Origin of the sequence: Shimia sp. MIT1388 (assembly GCF_047124445.1) — a bacterium.
Classification (GTDB): Bacteria; Pseudomonadota; Alphaproteobacteria; order Rhodobacterales; family Rhodobacteraceae; genus Shimia.
In genome coordinates this window covers 3,365,801-3,386,294 of sequence record NZ_CP138921.1, presented here as the reverse complement: position 1 = coordinate 3,386,294, position 20,494 = coordinate 3,365,801, and the positions used below count along the sequence as shown (strand labels likewise).

At 61.0% G+C, this 20,494-nt stretch carries 16 protein-coding genes; 11 read left to right on the top strand and 5 right to left on the bottom strand.

Annotation, left to right across the window (positions count from 1 at the left end; translation table 11 throughout):
- Positions 1–10: 10 nt before the first annotated feature.
- Positions 11–1,282 (bottom strand): nucleotide sugar dehydrogenase, encoded by a 1,272-nt coding sequence (locus SIB92_RS16710; protein ID WP_412555858.1) that lies wholly within the window; start codon positions 1,280–1,282, stop codon positions 11–13.
- Positions 1,283–1,485: 203 nt separating this feature from the next.
- Here SIB92_RS16710 and SIB92_RS16705 point away from each other — a divergent pair, with 203 nt between their 5' ends.
- Positions 1,486–3,837: a mechanosensitive ion channel domain-containing protein gene (locus tag SIB92_RS16705; protein WP_412553099.1), complete on the top strand. Its 2,352-nt coding sequence runs from the start codon at positions 1,486–1,488 to the stop codon at positions 3,835–3,837.
- A gap of 190 nt (positions 3,838–4,027) precedes the next feature.
- Positions 4,028–4,561 carry a J domain-containing protein gene (locus SIB92_RS16700; RefSeq protein ID WP_412553098.1) on the top strand — a complete coding sequence of 178 codons (534 nt, stop codon included), beginning with the start codon at positions 4,028–4,030 and terminating at the stop codon, positions 4,559–4,561.
- A 34-nt stretch (positions 4,562–4,595) separates the two neighbouring features.
- Here the strand turns inward: SIB92_RS16700 and SIB92_RS16695 are convergent, their stop codons facing one another.
- The 4 genes from SIB92_RS16695 to SIB92_RS16680 are packed head-to-tail and all read right to left on the bottom strand — an operon-like array spanning position 4,596 to position 10,445.
- On the bottom strand, positions 4,596–5,747 hold the full coding sequence (locus SIB92_RS16695) for an ABC transporter permease (protein WP_294116660.1): 1,152 nt from the start codon (positions 5,745–5,747) through the stop codon (positions 4,596–4,598).
- Complete coding sequence (locus tag SIB92_RS16690; RefSeq protein WP_168590753.1) at positions 5,744–6,772, bottom strand: ABC transporter permease; 1,029 nt, start codon at positions 6,770–6,772, stop codon at positions 5,744–5,746. Before SIB92_RS16690 ends, SIB92_RS16695 begins: the two co-directional genes overlap by 4 nt.
- Positions 6,773–6,781: 9 nt before the next feature.
- Positions 6,782–8,674: an ABC transporter substrate-binding protein gene (locus SIB92_RS16685; RefSeq protein ID WP_412553097.1), complete on the bottom strand. Its 1,893-nt coding sequence runs from the start codon at positions 8,672–8,674 to the stop codon at positions 6,782–6,784.
- Complete coding sequence (locus SIB92_RS16680; RefSeq protein ID WP_412553096.1) at positions 8,667–10,445, bottom strand: dipeptide ABC transporter ATP-binding protein; 1,779 nt, start codon at positions 10,443–10,445, stop codon at positions 8,667–8,669. The genes SIB92_RS16685 and SIB92_RS16680 overlap by 8 nt, the downstream gene beginning before the upstream one ends.
- A gap of 315 nt (positions 10,446–10,760) precedes the next feature.
- On the opposite strand from SIB92_RS16680, the gene SIB92_RS16675 reads away from it, so the two are divergent.
- The 9 genes from SIB92_RS16675 (at position 10,761) to SIB92_RS16635 (ending at position 20,494) form a co-directional block, all read left to right on the top strand.
- Positions 10,761–11,987: an aminotransferase class I/II-fold pyridoxal phosphate-dependent enzyme gene (locus SIB92_RS16675; RefSeq protein ID WP_412553095.1), complete on the top strand. Its 1,227-nt coding sequence runs from the start codon at positions 10,761–10,763 to the stop codon at positions 11,985–11,987.
- Between the two features lie 4 nt (positions 11,988–11,991).
- Entirely contained in the window at positions 11,992–12,639 is a 648-nt protein-coding gene (locus tag SIB92_RS16670) for a DUF4833 domain-containing protein (protein WP_412553094.1), read from the top strand.
- Positions 12,636–13,748, top strand: coding sequence for an inositol-3-phosphate synthase (locus SIB92_RS16665; protein WP_412553093.1), 1,113 nt, complete (start codon positions 12,636–12,638; stop codon positions 13,746–13,748). The genes SIB92_RS16670 and SIB92_RS16665 overlap by 4 nt, the downstream gene beginning before the upstream one ends.
- Positions 13,748–14,545 (top strand): SDR family oxidoreductase, encoded by a 798-nt coding sequence (locus SIB92_RS16660; protein WP_412553092.1) that lies wholly within the window; start codon positions 13,748–13,750, stop codon positions 14,543–14,545. Before SIB92_RS16665 ends, SIB92_RS16660 begins: the two co-directional genes overlap by 1 nt.
- Positions 14,542–15,411 (top strand): phosphatidate cytidylyltransferase, encoded by an 870-nt coding sequence (locus SIB92_RS16655; protein WP_412553091.1) that lies wholly within the window; start codon positions 14,542–14,544, stop codon positions 15,409–15,411. The genes SIB92_RS16660 and SIB92_RS16655 overlap by 4 nt, the downstream gene beginning before the upstream one ends.
- Positions 15,412–15,451: 40 nt before the next feature.
- Positions 15,452–16,600, top strand: a complete 1,149-nt coding sequence (locus tag SIB92_RS16650) for an LptF/LptG family permease (RefSeq protein WP_412553090.1) — start codon at positions 15,452–15,454, stop codon at positions 16,598–16,600.
- Positions 16,597–17,745: an LptF/LptG family permease gene (locus SIB92_RS16645; RefSeq protein ID WP_412553089.1), complete on the top strand. Its 1,149-nt coding sequence runs from the start codon at positions 16,597–16,599 to the stop codon at positions 17,743–17,745. The genes SIB92_RS16650 and SIB92_RS16645 overlap by 4 nt, the downstream gene beginning before the upstream one ends.
- Entirely contained in the window at positions 17,742–18,860 is a 1,119-nt protein-coding gene (locus SIB92_RS16640; RefSeq protein WP_412553088.1) for a glycosyltransferase family 4 protein, read from the top strand. The genes SIB92_RS16645 and SIB92_RS16640 overlap by 4 nt, the downstream gene beginning before the upstream one ends.
- Positions 18,861–18,967: 107 nt before the next feature.
- A complete protein-coding gene (locus SIB92_RS16635; RefSeq protein WP_412553087.1) occupies positions 18,968–20,494 on the top strand; it encodes a xylulokinase in 1,527 nt (508 codons plus the stop codon).

The following is a 20,494-nucleotide window of genomic DNA, read 5'->3' as shown; positions in this document are numbered from 1 at the left end:
CCGCCTCGCTCTATAGCCGCCAGTCCGACTCGGACTTCGGCAAAACCCCTTTGATATCGTAAAGCAAAGCCTCCGGCTTTCCGAGGGCTCTTATCGCCGCGCTGTCCAACTCGCGGAACTGGCGATGCGCAACGGCAACGACCACGGCGTCATACGCCCCACTTTCAGGCTGATCGACCAGGGCATAGCCGTAGTCCGCATCCACCGCTTCGGGGTCCACCCAAGGGTCCCAGATGTCGACCGATGCGGAGTAGCTTTTGAGCTCGTCCACAATATCCACCACACGCGAGTTACGCGTGTCGGCACAGTTTTCCTTAAACGCCAGCCCCATGACCAGCACCCGCGCGCCAGCGGCATTGGTGCCCTTGGCCAAGAGACCCTTGATCAACTCCTGCGCCACATGGCGGCCCATATGGTCGTTGATCCGACGCCCAGCGAGGATCACCTCGGGCCGATATCCCAATTGTTCCGCACGATAGGTTAGGTAATAGGGGTCGACACCAATGCAGTGACCGCCGACCAAACCTGGCGTAAATGGCAGGAAGTTCCATTTGGTGCCCGCCGCCTCAAGCACTTCCAGCGTATCCAAACCCATACGCGCAAAGATCAGCGAAAACTCATTCACCAGCGCAATGTTCAAATCCCGCTGGGTGTTTTCGATCACCTTGGCCGCCTCTGCGGTCTTGATCGAACTGGCGCGGTGCAAACCCGCCTTGATCACCGGGCGGTAGATGGCATCCACACGGTCCAGCGTCTCGGCATCCTGTCCGGCCACCACTTTCACCACATGCTCCAGCGTGTGTTCCGCATCACCGGGGTTCACCCGCTCCGGCGAATACCCCAGCTTGATGTCTGTGCCGGCCAGAAGCCCGCTGGCCTCTGCCAACGCGGGGCCGCACACATCCTCGGTCACGCCGGGATATACCGTGCTTTCCAAAATCACCAAAGCGCCGGGGGTCAGATACGGCGCGATGGTGGCGCAAGCCCCCAACACCGGCCCCAAATCAGGTTCCTTGGCATCGGTGATCGGTGTTGGCACACCCAGAATAAACGCAGTGCGCCCTGCCAGATCGGCGGCGTCATCGGTGAACACTGCCGTGCTCGCCGCGAGTGTGTCGGAAGACACTTCGCTATTGGGGTCGTCATTGTTGAGCAGCCTCGCGACCAACCGGCTGTTGGTGTCAAAACCCACCACGTCAAAGCCCGCCCGCGCCAAGCCCAAGGCCAGCGGCAGGCCAACGTAGCCCAATCCCAAAACGGCGATTTTTTCTGTCTTTGTCAGGCTCACGTCTCTTGTGCCTTTGTGAAAATGCGCGTCATTTCCTAATCTCATCCGCGCTATCGGGTTTCCCCACGGATGTCACCCCCAAAGCGCCGCAAACCCATGCAACAGAGCCGCATTTTGCGCCGCGCTCCCGGTAATCTGTTTTGCCCCACCGCTTAGTTTGTGTAAGACCAAGGCAAGACGACAGGAAAGACCACCCCATGATCCGACTTCTGCTTGCCGTTCTCTCGGTATGTCTCTTTTTGCCTTTGGCCGCCGCCCAGGCGCAGGACGCGGATGACGCCCCTGCCACCGACGCGATCACCCAACTTGTACAGCAGGCCAGCGAAAGCGGCATGACCGTCATCATTCTGGATGGCAATGGCAATCCGGTCACGCCAGAGGAAGCGACCGAAGCCTCTGAGGAGATCAACGAGACCACCAACATGACTTCGGTGATGCGCCTGCAATGGGAGTGGGAAGGCTTCAACAAAGTCCTTCAAGACCGCATTCAGCACCTTCCTGTCGCGATCAACGAGGTGCTCTTCATCCTGCGCGCCTCCAGCCCGGATGGCAGCATCCTGTTTTTTGCCAAGCAACTGGTGATCACCCTGTTGCTTTTGGGCGTTGGGGTGATTTTTGAACGCCAAGTCTATGGCCGACGCATCGCCGCGCGGTTTGTGGTTCCCTTGATCAAGGAAAACCCGGAAGGTTACACTCAAAAGCTGCCTTTCCTGACGGTGCGATTGGTGGGCGGCATAATCGGCGTCTTTGTCAGCATGGCCTTTGCCGCCTTGGTTGGCCTGCTTATTTTTGGCACCTCTGATGACACCGCCGTGCGCTTCACCAATGCGTCGATCTTTGCCGCCTACGCATTGGCCCGCATGATCGCTCTGATCTGGCGTATGATCCTGTCGCCCTACCTGCCGCAATACCGAATTCCGGCCTTCTCCACCCATGACGCCAAAAAGCTGCATTACTGGGTCACAGGCCTAGGTGTGGTCGATGTCACCACGATGATTTTTGGCGAATGGCTGAGCGAACTTGGCCTCGTCTATAACATCTACGCGGTCAACACTCTGATCCTGTCCACCCTCTTTGCCCTTGGCAACATCGCGCTGGTGTTTGCCAACTACCGCGCCATCTCTTACGCCATCCGCAATGGCCGCGAGGCGGATCGCGTCCCGCTGGCCACCCGCTGGGCCAGCACCTTCTGGGCACCGATCTTCATTGTCTATGTGATCTACGGCTGGGCGCGCATGTCCTGGGATCTGATCCTCGGCAACGAGACCGAAATCCCCCTGATCGCGGGCGCCTATATGATCCTCACCGCCGTGCTGGTGGTCTATGCCACCATCAACTTCGGCATCGAACGCTACTTTGAGCGCAACCGCGCTGTGAAGGAAATGAACGATGCGGCGGACGCCCTGCGCGACGAGGCCGAAGACGAAGGCCAGCTTTCCGAGCAGCAGGAAGCGGAACTGTTCCAACTGGAAAACTTCATCGATCACCGTCAGATGAACACCTTTGAAGAGCTGGCGCGGCGAATTTCCGGCGTGCTGGCGCTGGTCGCAGGGCTTTATGCAGCGCTCTACATCTTCAACGCCGACAACATCATGGACGAGAACATGCCCGGCGGGCGGTTCCTCGACGTGATTGTCATCCTTTTCCTCGGCTACATCGGTTTCCACGCCTTCCGCATCTGGATCGACAACCGCATCCGCGAGGAACAACCCGACCCGTCTGAAGAGGCAGAGCTGGGCGATGAAGGCGGCGGCGCAAGCGCCTCCCGTCTGGCAACTTTGCTGCCGCTGTTCCGCAACTTTGTCCTGCTGGTGATCCTCGTCACCATTATCCTGATAGTGCTGATGGAAATGGGCGTGAACGTCAGCCCGCTGTTTGCCGGTGCTGGTGTCGTGGGCTTGGCCGTGGGCTTTGGCGCGCAATCTCTGGTGCGCGACATCTTCTCCGGCGCCTTCTTCCTGTTTGATGACGCCTTCCGCAAAGGCGAATACATCGACATCGGCTCGGTGAAAGGCACCGTAGAGAAAATCTCCGTGCGCTCCTTCCAGCTGCGCCACCACCTTGGCCCGCTGCACACAATCCCGTTTGGCGAAATCCAATATCTCACCAACTATTCCCGTGATTGGGTAATCATGAAGCTCAAGCTGCGTGTGACCTATGACACCGACGTGGAACGGGTGCGCAAGCTGGTGAAAAAGCTTGGCATCGAGCTGCTCGACGATCCGGTGATTGGACACAACTTCATCCAACCTCTGAAATCCCAGGGCGTGGTGGAGATGCAGGACAGTGCCATGATCATCCGGGTGAAGTTCATGACAAAACCGGGCGACCAATGGCTGGTGCGTAAGCGGGTCTATCAAGAGATCCGAGAGCTGTTTGAGCGTGAAGGCATCAAATTTGCCCACCGCGAAGTCACCGTGCGCATTGCCGATGACGCCAATGCCGAAGACCTCACCCCAAAACAGCGCGAAGCTGTTGTGGGTGCTGTGGAAGCGGCGATGGATGAAGACGCCATGGAAGGTGGTCCCGCTGGCGGGGATGACCGGTAAGCGCGGGCCTTACGGTCGAAACAGAATACGGGGCACGTGTGGCAAACACGTGCCCTTTTTCTTTGTCACTGGCTTTCTTTGGCACCAGCGTTAACCAAATGCGGCATACTCCTAAACGCCTACTTAAGAAGATACTTAGAATTTTAGCCAAATACTTGATGAATGAAGCTCAAAGGCCCACACTCATCCCATGGCACATGATCTCGCATACGCTTACGACCTCCTGCAGGTCACACCCAATGCCTCCGAAAAGGAGATGCGGGCCGCGTGGCGCAGACTGGCACGGCGCTACCATCCTGACTTGGCCAAAACCGATCCGGAAGAAGCCGCACGCCGCATGAGCGAGATCAACGCCGCTTATGACGCTGTGGCACACCATATTGCGCGCAAAAACGCAGAGCCTGCACCTAAGCCGCGCTTCCGTCGTCGCCCACGCACCGCACGCCAAGCTGCGGAATGTCAGGCATGGCGCCGGCAACGTGACGCCATGGCGCGCAAAGCGGCCAAAGCCTGGAAAGCGGCCCAAGTCGCCGCGACTCCGGAGCGTGTTGAGCCAACCCCGCAACTGGACGCGCCCAAGCCACTCCAACTTGCACCGAAAGCCACTGCAAAGTGGAACCGAGCGGAGCAGTCGCTGATCAACTCAGCCCGCGCCGCGTTTGAAGGCACACGCAAAACACTCGGCACCGGCGCGCCACACCCGGTGTTCTCCGCCTGTCACTAAATTTCAGCGTTTTCAAAAGTGCCGAACCGCAGCCTTAGCTCCGGTTCGGGTCCATCGCGTCGCGCAAGCCGTCGCCAAAGAAGTTGAACGCCAGCACCACAATCACAATTGGCAGCATCGGGATCGCCGTCCACGGGTAGATCTCGATGGAGGCCAGGTTCTGTGCGTCGTTCAGCATCACACCCCAGCTCACCGCCGGAGCCCGCAAGCCCAGCCCAAGGAAGGACAGGGCGGTTTCCCCCAAAATCATCGCCGGGATCGACAGGGTTGCGCTGGCAATCAGGTGGCTGAGGAAGTTGGGCAGCAGATGTTTCTTGATCACGCGGCTGGGTTTCGCCCCCATCATCTCCGCCGCTTTCACAAACTCCTCTTCGCGCAGGCTGAGGAATTTGGAGCGCACGGCACGGGCCAATCCAGGCCAATCCAATATCCCAAGAATGATCGAGATGATGAAAAACACCGACACTGGCCCCCAATGGGACGGCACCGCCGCTGACAACGCCAGCCACAAAGGCAATTCCGGCAGGCTGCGCAGCACTTCGATCACACGGTTGATGATCCAATCGAGGAAGCCGCCGAAATAGCCCGCAATAGACCCAAGCACGATGCCAATCACAAAGGACACGGTGATCCCCACCAGACCCACGGTCAACGACAGCTGCGCGCCATAGAGAATACGCGAGAACACATCCCGCCCCAGCCGGTCCGCGCCAAACAGGAACATTGTCGCGCCCTCGGGGGCACAGAACAAATGGGTGTTGGAGGGGATCAAGCCCGCAAGCTTGTAGTCAGAGCCTTCGCAGAAAAATTCCAGCATCGCCGGACTGCTGGTGTCCGGCACGTATTTCCAACTGAAGCTCTCCAGATCCATCTCTGCCGTTGTCGGATAGACATGCGGCCCGATGAACTTGCCTTCGTGGAAGAAATGCATGCCCTGCGGCGGGGCGTAGATGTAGTCTTCGAGCCGCTCATTGGGCGAATACGGCGCAATGAACCCGGCAAAAGGCAGCGACAGGTAGGACAGCAGCAGGAAAATGGCCGAAACCAAACCGAGCTTGTGTTGCTTAAACCGCAGCCACAATAGCCGCGCATTGGACATGTCCAGCTCTGCGCTGCGCGCCTCGGCGGCGGCTTCGGGATCATACGGCGCCTGATCGACGTACCGGCCATCCGGTTGCATGGTCATCGCTCCCGCCCTCCAAATCGAATGCGCGGATCGAGTAGCGCGAGCAACAGGTCAGAAATCAGCGTACCAATCAACGTCAGCAGCGCCACAAACATCAGCACAAAGGCCGAGAGGAACAGGTCTTGCGACTTCAGAGCGGAGAGCAACAGCGGCCCAATGGTCTGCAAACCCAGCACCACCGACACCAGAACCGAGCCCGACACCAAAGACGGCAACAGCGTGCCAATGTCCGCGACAAAGGGGTTAAACGCCACCCGCAGCGGGTATTTGGTCAACATACGCGGCTCGCTCATGCCCTTGGCGCGGGCGGTCTCCACATAGGGCTTGCCCAGCTCGTCCAGAAGGTTCGCGCGCAACCGCTGCATCATCGCCGCCGCGCCCGAAGTGCCGATCACAAAGGTTGGAATGATCAGGTGAATGAGCACCGACTTCATCTTGTCAAAGCTCATCGGCTGCCCCTCGTATTGCGGGTCCATCAGGCCCCCAATCGGCAGGTTGAGATAGCGGTTACCGTAGTAAAACAGGATCAACGCCAGCAGGAAGTTTGGCGTCGCCAGACCCAAATAGCCCACAAAGGCCGAGGTATAATCCACCCAGGTTTTCGACTTCGCCGCCGCCAGAATGCCCAATGGCAAGGCCACCGCATAGATAAACAGCACCGCCGCGAGATTGACCAACACGGTCATCCACAACGCCCCGCCGACAAGATCCGCCACCGGCTTGTCAAACTCAAACGACCAGCCAAATTCACCCTGCAACAGCCCAGCAAACCCATGGGGTCCCGGCATAAACCCGGCCCAGATCAGGTATTGCTTCCACAGCGGCTGATCGAGCGAATACTCCGCCCGCAGGAATTCTGCCTTGGCGATCCCCGCTGATTGGCCCGTGGCCCGCAGCTCGTTGATCTGGTTGGACAGATAGTCCCCCGGCGGCAGGGTGATGATCAAAAACACCAGCACCGACACCACCGCGAGGGTCGCCAGCATGGTCAGGAACCGGAAAACTGCAAACCGCAGCAGAGCCATTCTGCGCTCCTATTCTGCGAAGAAAAATTCATCAGGGCGATGCACCCCGAAATGCGCGCCTGGCGACCAAGCCCAGATGGCTTTCTCCGGCACATTGCGCAGGTTGTTGTTCACCACAACCGGCTGCGGCGCGCCGTTCAGAATGCCAATGGCAAAGACGTTGTCGGCGTGAATATCCACCATCTTCTGCCAGATCAGCCCACGATCCACCGAGGAATAGGCCTTGGTCCACTGATGGGCCAAATCATTGAGCTCAATCGCCGCTGGCAAATCGGGTGGCTCGCCCACGGCGCCGTGGTTTTGGTGATACTGCCCCCACTTTGGCCAAGCCTGAAACGCCTGATCCCAAGGCGCCAGATAGGCTGGCGAGGTATAGGGCTGAGGCAAACCATTGTCCCAACCAAACCAGGTAGAGGCCATGGTTTCCCCGGCATAGACCCGGTTGCGCAGGATATCACGCTCCAGCGGACGCATGATCAGCTTCACGCCAATCTCGGCCCAGTTGTCGGTGATGATCTGCAGCGCGTTCTCCACTTCCTGACGCTCACCCGCGGTCTCAATCACCACCCAGGCCGGGCGGCCATCGGGCAGCAGGCGGAAGCCATCTTTGTCGCGCTTGTCCATGCCCATTTCATCAAGCAGCGCGTTGGCCATTTCCAGATCTCGGATCGCCCAGGCGTCACGGTTCTCTTCTTTGAAGAACGGGCTAACCGGCAGAACCGTCATGCCACCGGGCTTGGCGAGACCAAAATACAAACCTTTGTTGATGGTCTTGCGGTTGATCGCCAAGGACAGCGCACGGCGGAAACGCACGTCGCGCATGATCTCGCGCCAGCCGTCGTCATTGTAGTTCAGGTTCGGGTAAATCGCGATCTGGCTGGCGGTGCCATTGCCCCACAGCTTGGTCTGATAGCCACCCGACGCCTCGCCCTTTTTCAGGATCGCCGCATCTTTGAAATCCAGCCCCCGCGCCTGCAGGTCAACTTCCCCTGCATTGGCCTTGGCCGCGACAAGCCCCGGTGCCACCACCTGCATTTCGATCACGTCGATATAGGGCAGCTGCACACCATTGGCATCGACGCGGTGATAGTAAGGGTTGCGCACAAACAGGAACCGGCTTTTGCCGTCTTTGGTCGCCATCATCCAGGGCTGCAACGTCGGCAGATCCGGATTGTCGAACTTATACATGTTGTCTTGGCGGTTGTGCAGCGCCGCCCAGCTGCGCACCCGCGCCTCATACAAGCGCTCGCGCAGCTCTTCCTCGTCTGTGTAAGCCGCATGGTAGGGCTTCAGGTAGTGCGACGGGCGGTAGATAAACGGGGGCCGCGCCTCTGCCAGCATCTGCAAAAACTGCGGGTTGGGCTTGGACCACTCATAGATAACTGTGTATGCATCTGGGAAGCTGACCTTGGGCAACTCGCCTTCGACCCGCAGGAAATCAACCGGACCGGAGGGGGACAACAGCTCGTTATTGGCCACATCTTCCCACCAGTAGCGGAAATCCTCAGAGGTGAACGGATGCCCATCCGACCACTTATGCCCCGGGCGCAGATGCATGGTGAATTTCTTGTCGTCCTCATTCTCAATGCTCTTGAGAATATCGGCGACCAGCTCATAGCGTTCGTTGAACCCCACCAGACGGGCATAGCCATAGACCACCATCTGACGCACGTCTTTGGAACGCGTGACCATGGTGCGCAGGGTGCCGCCCTGCTGCCCCAGCTCGCGGTTCCTCAGTTTTAAGTCCACAGTTTTGGGCGCCTCAGGTACACGCTCTGCCACCGGGGGCAGGCTGCCTGCATCCACATCGGATTTCCAGAAGGCGCTCTCCTGATACTCGGCTTGTGCCGCGCTCAGGCCGAAGACGGCAAAAGCCGCTGCAAGGATCGGAGTTTTAAACATGGGCACGCACCTTATGTCCGGGGTCGGTCTCGGTCAGCGGAGGGGCATCCGCGCCGACAAATCTGAATTCTTCGGGCCAAGACGACGGTTCACCCGCCCCCTGCGCCACAATTTTGAGGTCGATGGGCCGGGAGATATCCGGCTCAGGCTGCGCCGCGATCAGCGCCTTGGTGTAAGGATGTTTCGGATTGTAGAACAACTGCTCCGGCGGGCCTTGCTCGACCACCAGACCAGAGCGCATCACCGCCACCTCATCCGCAATCCGCGCCACCACGGCAAGGTCGTGGCTGATGAACAAATAGCTCAGGTTCAACCGGTCGCGAATATCTTCCAACAGCTGCAACACTTGTTCCTGCACGGATACATCCAACGCAGATGTTGGTTCGTCACAGACCAGCAAAATCGGGTTGAGCATCAGCGCGCGAGCAATCGACAAGCGCTGCCGCTGGCCACCGGAGAAGGCATGGGGGTAGCGGGTGAGCATGTTTTCGTTCAGCCCTACCCATTTGAGAATCTCGATCGCCCGATCAATCCGATCACTGGGCGAACCAATGCCATGAATTTCAAGCGGTTCACACAGCGCGTCTTTTACGCGCATCCGGGGGTTCAGCGTGCTGTAGGGATCTTGGAAGACCATCTGCGCCTTGCGCTGAAACTTCAGCCGCGCGTCACGGTCCAAATCCTGCAGGTTCACCGGATCCGAATCTGCGGTCTCCCGAAACAAGATCGACGCCCCCGCATCCGCGCGCTCCGCGCCCAGCGCCATACGGGCGCAGGTGGTTTTGCCCGACCCAGACTCGCCCACAACCGCCAAAGTCTTGCCACGCTCCACACCAAAATCGACACCCCGCACGGCGTTCACCACTGTCTTTGGCTTCCACGGCGCGCTGCCTTTTAGGATGTAGGTCTTGTTGACGTCGCGCATTTCCAGAATGTAATCGCGATCCGCCTCATCTGGACGATCCGCAGGCGTGGCCGGAATCTCCGGTGCGGCCGCCATCAGGTCTTTGGTGTAAGGGTGTTTTGGATCGCCCAGGATCAACTCCGCAGAGCCACTTTCCATCACCCGACCGCGGTTCATCACAACCACGTCATCGGCCATATTGGCAACCACGCCAAGGTCATGCGTGACCAATACCACCGCCATGCCATATTCAGCCTGCAGGTCTTTGATCAAGCCCAACACCTGCGCCTGCGTGGTCACGTCTAGCGCCGTTGTCGGCTCATCCGCGATCAGAATATCCGGACGGCCCACCATCGCCATGGCAATCATCGCCCGCTGCCGCATCCCGCCGGACAGCTCAAACGGATAGCTCTCATAGACCCGCGCCGGATCAACAAACCCCACCCGCTCAAACATCGCCAGCACACGCTTCTTGCGCTCTGCCGCATTGAAGTCTCTATGCAGCTTCAGCGCCTCAGACACCTGATTGCCAATCCGGTGCAGCGGCGACAAGGAGCGCATAGGCTCTTGGAAAATCATTGAAATCCGGTTGCCGCGAATGTCCTGCATCTTCCTTTCGCTGAGCGACATCAGGTCAACCGGATGCCCCCCCTCGCGATCACACAGCACAATCGAACCGGACCGCATCTGCGCCGCCGCCGGCAAAATGCGCAGTGCAGAGCGGCAACTCAAGGTCTTGCCAGAGCCACTTTCGCCCACAAGCGCCAAGGTCTTTCCGGCCTCAACCGTAAAGCTGACATCCTCGACCACAGGGGCATCGCCCCCAAAGCCAATACTCAGGTTTTTAACCGTCAGAAGTGCCGTCACACCAAGTTCCCTCGCCACGCTCTCGTTATTATCCACCACGTGGCGGAGCGCCTTGCGTTAACTCAACATGATTATCCCTGTCGGAGCAAGCATCTAGGCCGCCCCCACCTGCCATCCGCCTCAGATTTATGCGCCATCCGCAGAAAGCACCCCCTTTCCGGTGCACCTCAGGCAATCCCGCCTTGCAATGTTCTGGACCGAATGCGACTAAACAGTCATATTAAACCAAGAGCATATAACTGCCCGCGTGTTCTTTGGATCCATTTTAGAACCATATCCTTTGGCAATTGGCGCAGCCCCGCTGCGGAGACATAGATGACGACAAAGACTTCCAGCTTCTTGGCCTTTGCCGAACGCCGCTTTCGCCTAAGTGGTCGCGCCTTGATCGAAAATGGTCATCCTTACTTCGTTCCCACCGACGCTTTGGAAGCCCGCGCAGACCAGTGGTCGGACGGCTACCTGTCGATGTCGCACTACGACTATCTCGGCCTGATGCATCACCCCAATACTGTGGCCGCCGCCAAAGACGCCATTGACGCGCAGGGCACCGGCGTGGGGGCCTCACGCCTTGTGGGCGGCGAACGTCTGGCCCACCGCGCGCTGGAAGACGACATGGCGGATTTCCTGGGCGTAGGCGGTGTTCTCTCCGTGATCTCCGGCTACCTCACCAACGTGTCCGTTATTGGCCTGCTGCTGGGGCCGCGTGATCTGGTGCTGGTGGACGAGCTTTCCCACAACTCCATTGTGGTGGGTGCCCGCGGCGTGAAAGCCCGCATGGAAACCTACGCCCACAATGATCTCGACGATCTCGAACGCCTGCTGCACAAACACCGCGCCGATTATGGCCGCGTGTTGATCTGCACCGACGGGCTGTTCTCCATGGACGGCGACATCACCGACCTGCCGCGCCTTCTGGACATGAAAGACGCCTATGACGCCTGGCTGCTGCTGGATGAGGCGCATTCCTACGGCGTGCTGGGAGAAACCGGCCGTGGGTTGTGTGAACACTTTGGCGAAGACCCCAAACGCGTGGAAATTGCCATTGGCACCCTGTCCAAGAGCTTCGCCTCTTCTGGTGGGTTTGTGGCCGCCAATGCCGATGTGATTGAATGGATGCGCTTTTGCTTGCCCGGCTTTGTCTACTCCGTCGGCCTGCCCCCTGCGACTACTGCGAGTGCGCACGCTGCACTGCGGATTTTGCGCGACGAACCCGATCGCGTCACCAAACTGCGCGCCAACTCGCAATATTTCATGCGCAAAGCAGCCGAGGCCGGATTGAACACCGGCACCGCCATCGGCGAGGCCGTGGTCCCCATCCTGTTTGAAACCCCCGACGACTGTGTATTTGTTGCCGAAGCTCTGATGCAGCAAGGCATCTACGCCCCGCCGGTGGTGCATGTCGGCATCCCCAAAGACATGCCGCGCATCCGCTTCTTCATTTCCGCCGCCCACTCCGAGGCCGACATCGACCGGGTGATTGCAGCTGTAGCGGCGGCCTACACCACGGCCACCGCCACCCGACAACGGCTCAGCGCGGAATAACGACATGACCGGGCACGCACTCACGACTTTGCCGCGCCTGTGCCGGGCGATGACGGGCATCTGCCTGCTGGCCCTTGTGTCGTTTTTGGTGCCCCTGTCTGCGTCAGCAGCCAAACCCGCGCTCACCCATCTGTCGCGCAGCGAAACCCCGCAGCTGCCACATGTGAACCGCGCGTTTCGGTTTCCCTCTGACGCGCATCAACTGTTCTTTCTGCAGCGCACGCTGAACGCCAACACCGTGGTCTACACCGCGCATTTCGACAAATCCGGCAACCTGAACCCCGACGCGCCGGTGGCGGTCTACTGGCGCCGGTTTCAGGAACAAGGCCAGGTCATGGCCCTGCGCTGGTATGAACGCGCCTTTGGCTTTGGCGTGCGCATTCAAAGCACAGACAACCCACAAACGCTGCGCCTGACTTTCAACGGGCTCAAATCTCAACAATTGGAACTGCGCCAGACCGCCCCGTTCAAAGCCGCGCTGTTTGCCCGCATCGAAGACCGTGAGTATCGCCTGATCTACGCCTATCTGGACGTGGACGAGAGCGGCCTCTTTCCCAAAGTCACGCGCCTGCGCCTCTATACAAACGACCCGCACACCGGTCTTTATGTCACTCATACCATTGCCGTTTCCGGCGGAGCTTATACCGAATGACCCACGACACAGCCTCCTCCCCCATCCGCACCGTCATTGTTGGCGTTGGCAACTGCGCCAGCTCGCTGATCCAGGGGGTGTCCTACTGCCGGGCCTTGGGTGATCAGGCCGTGGGGGTCAGTTTTCCGGAGCTGGCTGGCTATACGCCAGGCGACGTAGAGCTGGTGGCCGGATTTGACGTGGACAGCCGTAAGGTTGGCAAAACTCTGGGTGAGGCCGCCTTTGCCGCACCCAACTGCACTGAACAATTCCACACCGATCTGGCGGATCAATCTGCCCCCGTGCTGCGCGGCCCCGATCTGGATGGCGTGGCGGCGCATATGCTGGCCAATCCGGCTGACCGCAGCTTCCGCCTGTCGGACGCGCCCCCGCTGAGCAAAGACGAGATTGTCACCAAATTAAAAGAGCTTAACGCTGAGGTGATGATCATCTTCCTGCCGGTGGGTTCTCAACAGGCAGTGGAGTTTTACGTCGAATGCGCGCTGGCCGCAGGCGTGGCGGTGGTCAACGGCATCCCCGTGTTCATCGCCTCCCATCCGGTTTGGGCCGAGAAATTCCGCGCCGCAGGCATTCCGATCCTTGGCGATGATTTCAAAGCACAGATGGGCGCCACCATCCTGCACCGCACCCTGGCCAATCTGGCGGAAATGCGCGGCGTGGAGATCGACCGCACCTATCAACTCAACGTGGGCGGCAACACCGACTTCCTCAACATGAGCGAAAACGCCCGTCTGACCAACAAGCGCGAAAGCAAGACCGAGGCGGTGCAATCCGCCATGGAGCAGCGACTGGATGAGAACGACATTCGCATTGGCCCGTCCGATTATGTGCCGTGGCTCAAAGACCGCAAAGTGGCTTATGTGCGCCTCGAAGGCCGCCTGTTTGGCGGCGCGCGCACCAACATCGAAGTGCGTCTGGATGTGGAAGACAGCCCCAACGCCGCCGCCGAAGCGCTGGTCGCCATCCGTTTGGCGCGCATCGCAAAAGATCGTGGTTTGGCGGGCCCCATTTCCGAAGCCTCTGCCTTCTTGTTCAAGCACCCGCCGGAACAGATCGAAGACACCGACGCGCATGATGTGGTCCTGCGCTTTGTGAACGACGAGGCCTGATGCCCGCCGCCTTCATAACCGGCGGCTCCAGCGGCATCGGCTTTGCCGCCGCCTGGGAGTTGGCAATCAAGGGCTACAGCCTTGCGCTATTTGCCCGAGATGCTGCCAAACTTTTGGCCGCCCGCGATGCGCTCCTAGAGGCGGCCCCGGACATCGAAGTTGAAGTCTTCGCCGTAGATGTGGCCAACCGCGCAAGCTTTGTCGAAGCGCTAAAGGCAGCAGTGCGCAAAATCGGCCCGCCTGACATGGCCATTGCCAGCGCGGGCATCGCCGAGCCGGGCCTGTTCCGCGAGCAAAGCTTTGAACAACACCAGCGCCATATGGACGTGAACTATTTTGGCACGCTCACCTTCATCGAGACCCTGCGCGGCCCGATGGCGGCGGCGGGCGGCGGACGCTTTGGCCTGATCGCCTCGGGTGCGGCCTTCTTTGGCATCTACGGCTATGGTGCCTATGCGCCCTCCAAATTTGCCCTGCGCGGGTTGGCGGAAATTCTGCATCTGGAGTTGGAAAACACCAACATCTCGGTGACGCTGATCTACCCGCCGGACACCGACACGCCCCAGCTTGAGGCGGAAAAACGCACCAAGCCCAGCGCCACCCAGGAGATCACCGAAGGCGGCGGCTTGTGGCAGCCAGTGGATGTGGCTGGCCGGCTGATCAAAGGCATGGAAGCGGGCAAACCGGTGGTCACACCCGGGCCGCAAATGCTGCTACTGAACGGTCTCAGCAGCCTGATTTCGCCCATCCTGCGCTGGCATCAGAGGCGGATCATCCGCAAACACGAGGCCAAATGACCGCCCTGACTCTGCCTCACGTCACAGCCGCTATTGTCGCCATCTACGCCTTTGGGTTTGGCATCATTGCCGTGCTCGCAATGATCCCAGCCCGCCGCAAAGACGCGATGGAGTTTGCCAAAACACTCGGCACCGCGGTCGCCTTGATTGCCATGCTGACGGCGCTGTTTTGGCTTGGGGAAACCGCACTGTTGATTGCCCTGCCCGCAATCGTGGCCCGCATCAGTTACGAAGTTGTCTTTGTGCGCTTCCCCTCAAAACAAACCGCCCTCCCGCTCGGGCTTTCAGCGGGCGCATTGGCCTTTGCCGCCATGGTGTTTGAATGGGGCGGTTTAGCCGTCTTGGGCCTGTTCTTCATCGCACTCGCCCGGCTGATCATTGGACGGCGCAAAGCCGTCGCGTCATCGCTGGTCTTCCCAATCCTACCCGCCTGCCTGCTGGCCTCCGGCACCGTTGACCCAGCCCTCGCCGCACTCCTGCTCGCCACCTACCTGATGGTGGAAATCTTCGACAGCTTTGCGCTGTTCTTCGGCGCCATGTGGGGCCGCACCAAAGCTTTCCCGACCCTGAGCCCAAACAAAACCGTCGAAGGTCTTCTCGGCGGCGGCTTCGCCCTGCTGACCCTCTCCCTGATCACCGCCGCCTTCCTCGACCTGCCGCTCTTGCCCACCGCCCTCACAGCGCTGTTTGTCGGTATCCTCGCCGTGGTCGGCGACCTCGCCGCCTCCCGCCACAAACGCATCGCCGGCGTGAAAGACTACCCGCAAGTCCTGCCTCGTCAGGGCGGCCTATTGGACAGTCTCGACAGCTGGATCGCCGCCGGCGCGGGCATCACCGCGCTGCATACCGTGGCGCAATGGTGGTGAGACACTTGCCAGCCCCCGCCTTGGCAGAGACACTCGCCACATGAGCCAACACAGCCCCCACACACGCAAATTTGCGCTGCCCCTGCCAAGGCTGCCGATTGTGCGCGTGTTGGGCAAGCCGTTGATCTTGCGCCTGTTGCTGCTGCTTCTGGTGATCGAGGCGATTTTCCTCGCCGAAAGCTTCACCACCCTGATGGAGCACGCCCTGCGGTATGACGGCACCGCCCGCGACGTACTGCATCTGCTCAGCTTCAAGGCACCTGAGATCCTCGACTTGGCCCTCGCCATCAGCCTGCTGATCGCCACCTATTTTGCCACGCAGGACGCCCGCAATCGCGGCGAGCTGGTGGTCCTCGCCACCGCTGGCATCCACTGGGGCCGGGTGATCGCCTTTGTGCTGCTACTGGGCACCTGTGGCGGGCTGCTCAGCTTTCTGAACGCCGGGCTTCTGCTGCCGATGGCCAAATACGGCGAACGCCTCGCCTTGGCCGAGCTGCAAAAAGACCACGTTTTGTCACGCATCAACACCAGCAGCGATCACACCACCCTGCAAACCATCCGGGACACCACTTTCATCGCCACCCCACCGCAAGACGCAACCCAGTCTCGCGGCCAGCTGTTTGTGTTTCAGCCAAATCAAAACGGCAACTGGCGGGTTGCGCAATCGCAGGACTGGCAGGTCACCGACCCGGCCCCGGCCGACACCCACACGATCACGCTGCAATCGCTCTCCGTGCTCGAAGCGCCCTATCCGAGCGACCAAACCAAACCGCTCAACCGGTTCAAAACCGCCCAAGCCAGCTTTGCCTTTCAAATGGCCGACGCCCTGCCCACGCCAGACACCGCCCGCACCGCCGCGGAGCAACTGCTGGACCTCAACTCCAACGAACCAGCACAACTCATCCGCCTTGTGACCCGCGCGCTGATGGTGCCCATGGCCGGGCTGTTGGCGCTGGCGGCTTTGCTGGCCGGCGGCGCGGGTCCCTGGCGCCATGCCGCCCTGCCCTTGGCCGCGCTACTGATGATGTCCGTCGATGTGGCCAGCCGCGCCTTGTTGGCCGAATGGTCCGCCATCATCCCAACACCGGCCCTCCTGCTGCTCGCCCTCACCTTCTACCTTGGCCCACCGCTCGCCTATCTGCTCTGGCGCGGCGAGGCGCTGATGACCCCGCAACGAGGCCGCACATGAGCTGGCGACGGCACACAGGTATTGCGGTGCGCGCCATGGTGCGCGGCGATCTCGCCGCCATTGGCTTCATGATGTTCATCCTGCTGGTCGTGGCCCTGACCATTGATCTCGCCAAGTGGCTCGACACCGTGCGCGCCCGCGCTGAGGCCACGGACAGCCCGCTGTGGCAGGTTTTGTTCCCCTACATGGGCTACCGCAGCACCGACATTGTCACTCGCCTGCTCACCATGGCCTGCGTCGCGGGCGGCTTTGTCGTGACCCTCTTGCGCCACCAACGGCTGGACGATGTGGTGCTTGCCGCCTCTGGTGCCAGCCCGAGCCTGCGTCTGACCGCGCTCCTGATCTCTGGCCTGCTGTTGGGCACCGTGCAAATAGCCGGCGAAAACTGGCTGCGCCCCGCCGCCGTAAAGGCTCAAGTCGCGGCCAATCTCGGCGATTATGGCAATCGCTATCACACCACCGATGTGGGCACGCAATGGATGCTCACCGACACCCGCGCCCTGCGCGCCACTGTCACCCGTGGTCCAGAAGCCCACCTCAGCGACTTGATGTTGTTTGGCGGCATCGATCAGCCAGCACTTACCCACGTCTTACACGCAGACACCGCCACCCCGCGCGGCTTGTTAAATGTCTGGACCCTCAAAGACGTGACCATCTGGGACACCACTCGAGGATCACCGGAGGTGGAACCCAAACTTGACCTCGCGCTGAATATCTCCGCCGAAAAGCTGCGCTGGTACGGCATCGACGGTTACTACCTGCCCAACGATGTCGCCCGCACCATTGCCGCCACCGACACGTCTGAGGCCACGCCCACGGCCGCAGACGCCGCCACCGCGCTCGCCGTGCGCAAGGTTGCGATCTTTCTGCCCGGCATTTTTGCCTTCCTTGGTGTGAGCCTCGCCAGCCTCGGCACCCAAGGCCGCCGCTTGTCACCCTTCAAGCTGCTGGCACTCGCCACGGTGGGCTACCTCGCTGTGGTGTCCGTCAAAGTTTTCTGGGCACTTGGCATCCATGGCGTTGTGCCCCCCATTATGGCGGCAACACTACCCGCGCTCTTTGCGCTTGGCCTCGGCGTGCTCCTACAACTGGATCAAGCCGGTTACCTCCCACGCCCGCGCCGCACCACACGGAGCCTGCCATGAAGATTGTGCAACTAACTCCCTATGCCATGGACCGCCCCGGCGGGGTGCAAAGCAATATCCGTGACCTTGCCGCTTGGTGTCGCACCCAAGGCCACGAGATGCGCATCGTCGCCCCGCCCGGCGACCCCGCGCATGCGGAAGAGGGTCTGATGACAGTTGGAACCGCCCGCCCCTGGTCGATCCATGGCACCAGCTTCGAGGTCAGCCGCGCCACCCGCCGCGAACTCAAAGCCGCTGTCGCAGAGCTGCGCGACTGGGGCGCGGAAGTCGTGCACATGCACACGCCATGGACCCCGCTTTTGCCGTGGCAGATGTGGCGCGCGCTCAAACTGCCCAGCATCGCCACCTTCCACGCCACTCTGCCAGAAGGCGCGGGTTTTGACCCGATGTCCGCCGCCCTGCGCCGCGTCGGTCATTACTTCAACCGCCGGATCAGCCGCGTGGTGGTCCCCTCCATGGCGCCGTATCGCCAGTGGGAGGCCGCCGGTGCCAATCCGCTGCCCGCCATCTTGCCGCCGACCATCGACCTGTCAGCGTGGCGCGCTGCCGGAGACGCCGCTTCCCCATCCGAGGCCTTCCGCGTTGTCTACATGGGCCGCTTGGAAGCCCGCAAAGGCGTGTCTGTTTTGCTGGACGCTTGGCGCGCCGTGACCGCAGCTGTCCCCAACGCCGAATTGATCATCGCAGGCACAGGCGAAGAAGAATCCGCCCTGCGCGCCAAAGCGGCCAACCTGCCCCGCGTGACCTTCCAACCGCCGCCCGGCGATGCCGAGGCCCGAGCGCTGATCGCCTCTGCGGATGTCCTTGCCGCCCCCGCGCTGCATGGCGAAAGCTTTGGCCTTGTGCTGATCGAGGCCATGGCCGCAGGCACCCTGCCGGTCGCCGCCGCCAACGAGGGCTTTGCCACCGTGATGACCGGCGCAGGCGCCGACCTTCTGGTGCCACCCGGCGACGCTGCCGCCCTGGCGCAGACGCTCGTCAAACTGGCGAATGATCCCGACAAACGGGCCCAACTGACCAAATGGGCCAGCAAACACGCCATGGAATTTGACGTTGCCACCGTTGGCCCCGAATACGTGAAATTATACGCACAGGCTCTGGCCGCCCCTACCTAAGGCGTTCCGCCCCTTGCCAAACTTGCCAGCCTCATGTCACACCGGACTCAGGACTTCTGCCTGTGAAAGGCGCTATTTTATGACGACTGTTTTTTGAGGTGCGCTGAGTGACACAGGGCGATTTGGTCATATCAGCCGACTTTGGCACCTCCGGCGTGAAGGTCGGCGTGGTGGACAGCAGCCTCTCCGTTTTGGCCCGCGTCACCGAAAGCTATCCACTGGTCTTAAAAACCGGTGGCATCGCCGAACAGTCTCCCGACGATTGGTGGGGCGCGCTGGCCCATGCGCTGGCCACGCTGCGCCAAGAAGTGCCGGACCTGTCCAAACGCGCCGCTGCACTGGTGTTTTCCTCGCAACTCTGCGGGTTGGTTTGTTGCGACGCAAATGGCACGCCGCTGCGGCCCTGTCTGACATGGCTCGACAAACGCGCCGCCCCTTTGGGCAAAACCCTGACCGGCGGCTTCCCCGAGGTACATGGCTACAACCTGCCCCGCCTGCTCAAGTGGCTGCGTCTGGCCAATGGCGCGCCTGCCAAAAACGGCATGGACCCGACCGCCAAAATGCTCTGGGTGATGCAGCAGGAGCCAGAGATCTACGCTAAAACCCGCTGGATGGTGGATGTGAAAGACTGGCTGGTGCACCGCGCCACCGGAGAGATGACCACCAGCCCGGAAAGCGCCAACCTCAGTTGGGTCATGGACAGCCGCACCGGCCGTGAAGGCTGGTCCGATGCGCTTTGCGCCCTCACCGGCATCGAGCGCGCCAAACTCGCGCCCATCACCCAAGCCGACACCATCGTGGGCACCCTCACGCCTCAGGCCGCCGCCGAGCTTGGCCTCGACGCCACGGTCAAAGTCTTGGGCGGCACCTCGGATGTCATGGCGTCCGCATTAGGCTCCGGCGAAGTGGCCGACGGCGCGCTGCATATCTCCGTGGCCACCTCCGCCTGGATCGCCGGGTTCTTCCCCAACCGCCGCCTTTCTGTTGCGCATTCCTACGCCACCATCACCTCCGGTCTCGGATACCGCCCCCTGCTGATCGCCAGCCAGGAAAACGCCGGTTCCGCGCTCGACTGGATCTGCCAGCTCACCGGCAACGGCGCCAAAGACACCCGCTTTGCCGACATCGGCACGCCACAGGATGACGACCCGTTCTTCCTGCCCTGGCTCGCGGGCGAACGTGTGCCGGTGGACAACTCCGCCCTGCGCGGCACCTTCCATGGCCTGAGCCTGCACCACGACAAAAATGCCCTGCGCCGCGCTGCCATTGAAGGCGTTGCGCTCAATCTCCGCTGGGCCATGTCCAAAGTCTCTCGCGAGAAAGGCGCTCAAACCTCCGGCCCACTCTCCATTGTCGGCGGCGTCGCTTCTGATCCAGTGTTTGCCCAAACGCTTGCCGATGCGCTCAACCGCGACATCCGCGTCTGCTCCGCTCGGCACGCCGGGATGCTTGGCACCGCCACATTGGCCGCGCCGCTGATGGGCTGGGCGGGCAGCGTGTGCGACGCCGCCGCCGCGCTCAAGACCCGCACCTCCGCCAGCTACACGCCCAACCCAACACGCACTGCCCAACTCGCCGCCCGCGCCGAACAACTTGCCAAGATCCGCCGCCTCGCGATCCGCAGCTACACCTGA

Excerpts from the sequence above, each read along its gene's own strand:
- SIB92_RS16650 (WP_412553090.1), top strand. The coding sequence starts at position 15,452 with ATGAGCCAACACAGCCCCCACACACGCAAATTTGCGCTGCCCCTGCCA.
- SIB92_RS16685 (WP_412553097.1), bottom strand. The coding sequence starts at position 8,674 with ATGTTTAAAACTCCGATCCTTGCAGCGGCTTTTGCCGTCTTCGGCCTG.
- SIB92_RS16645 (WP_412553089.1), top strand. The coding sequence starts at position 16,597 with ATGAGCTGGCGACGGCACACAGGTATTGCGGTGCGCGCCATGGTGCGC.
- SIB92_RS16640 (WP_412553088.1), top strand. The coding sequence starts at position 17,742 with ATGAAGATTGTGCAACTAACTCCCTATGCCATGGACCGCCCCGGCGGG.
- SIB92_RS16695 (WP_294116660.1), bottom strand. The coding sequence starts at position 5,747 with ATGACCATGCAACCGGATGGCCGGTACGTCGATCAGGCGCCGTATGAT.
- SIB92_RS16690 (WP_168590753.1), bottom strand. The coding sequence starts at position 6,772 with ATGGCTCTGCTGCGGTTTGCAGTTTTCCGGTTCCTGACCATGCTGGCG.
- SIB92_RS16700 (WP_412553098.1), top strand. The coding sequence starts at position 4,028 with ATGGCACATGATCTCGCATACGCTTACGACCTCCTGCAGGTCACACCC.
- SIB92_RS16665 (WP_412553093.1), top strand. The coding sequence starts at position 12,636 with ATGACCCACGACACAGCCTCCTCCCCCATCCGCACCGTCATTGTTGGC.
- SIB92_RS16660 (WP_412553092.1), top strand. The coding sequence starts at position 13,748 with ATGCCCGCCGCCTTCATAACCGGCGGCTCCAGCGGCATCGGCTTTGCC.
- SIB92_RS16675 (WP_412553095.1), top strand. The coding sequence starts at position 10,761 with ATGACGACAAAGACTTCCAGCTTCTTGGCCTTTGCCGAACGCCGCTTT.
- SIB92_RS16655 (WP_412553091.1), top strand. The coding sequence starts at position 14,542 with ATGACCGCCCTGACTCTGCCTCACGTCACAGCCGCTATTGTCGCCATC.
- SIB92_RS16705 (WP_412553099.1), top strand. The coding sequence starts at position 1,486 with ATGATCCGACTTCTGCTTGCCGTTCTCTCGGTATGTCTCTTTTTGCCT.
- SIB92_RS16670 (WP_412553094.1), top strand. The coding sequence starts at position 11,992 with ATGACCGGGCACGCACTCACGACTTTGCCGCGCCTGTGCCGGGCGATG.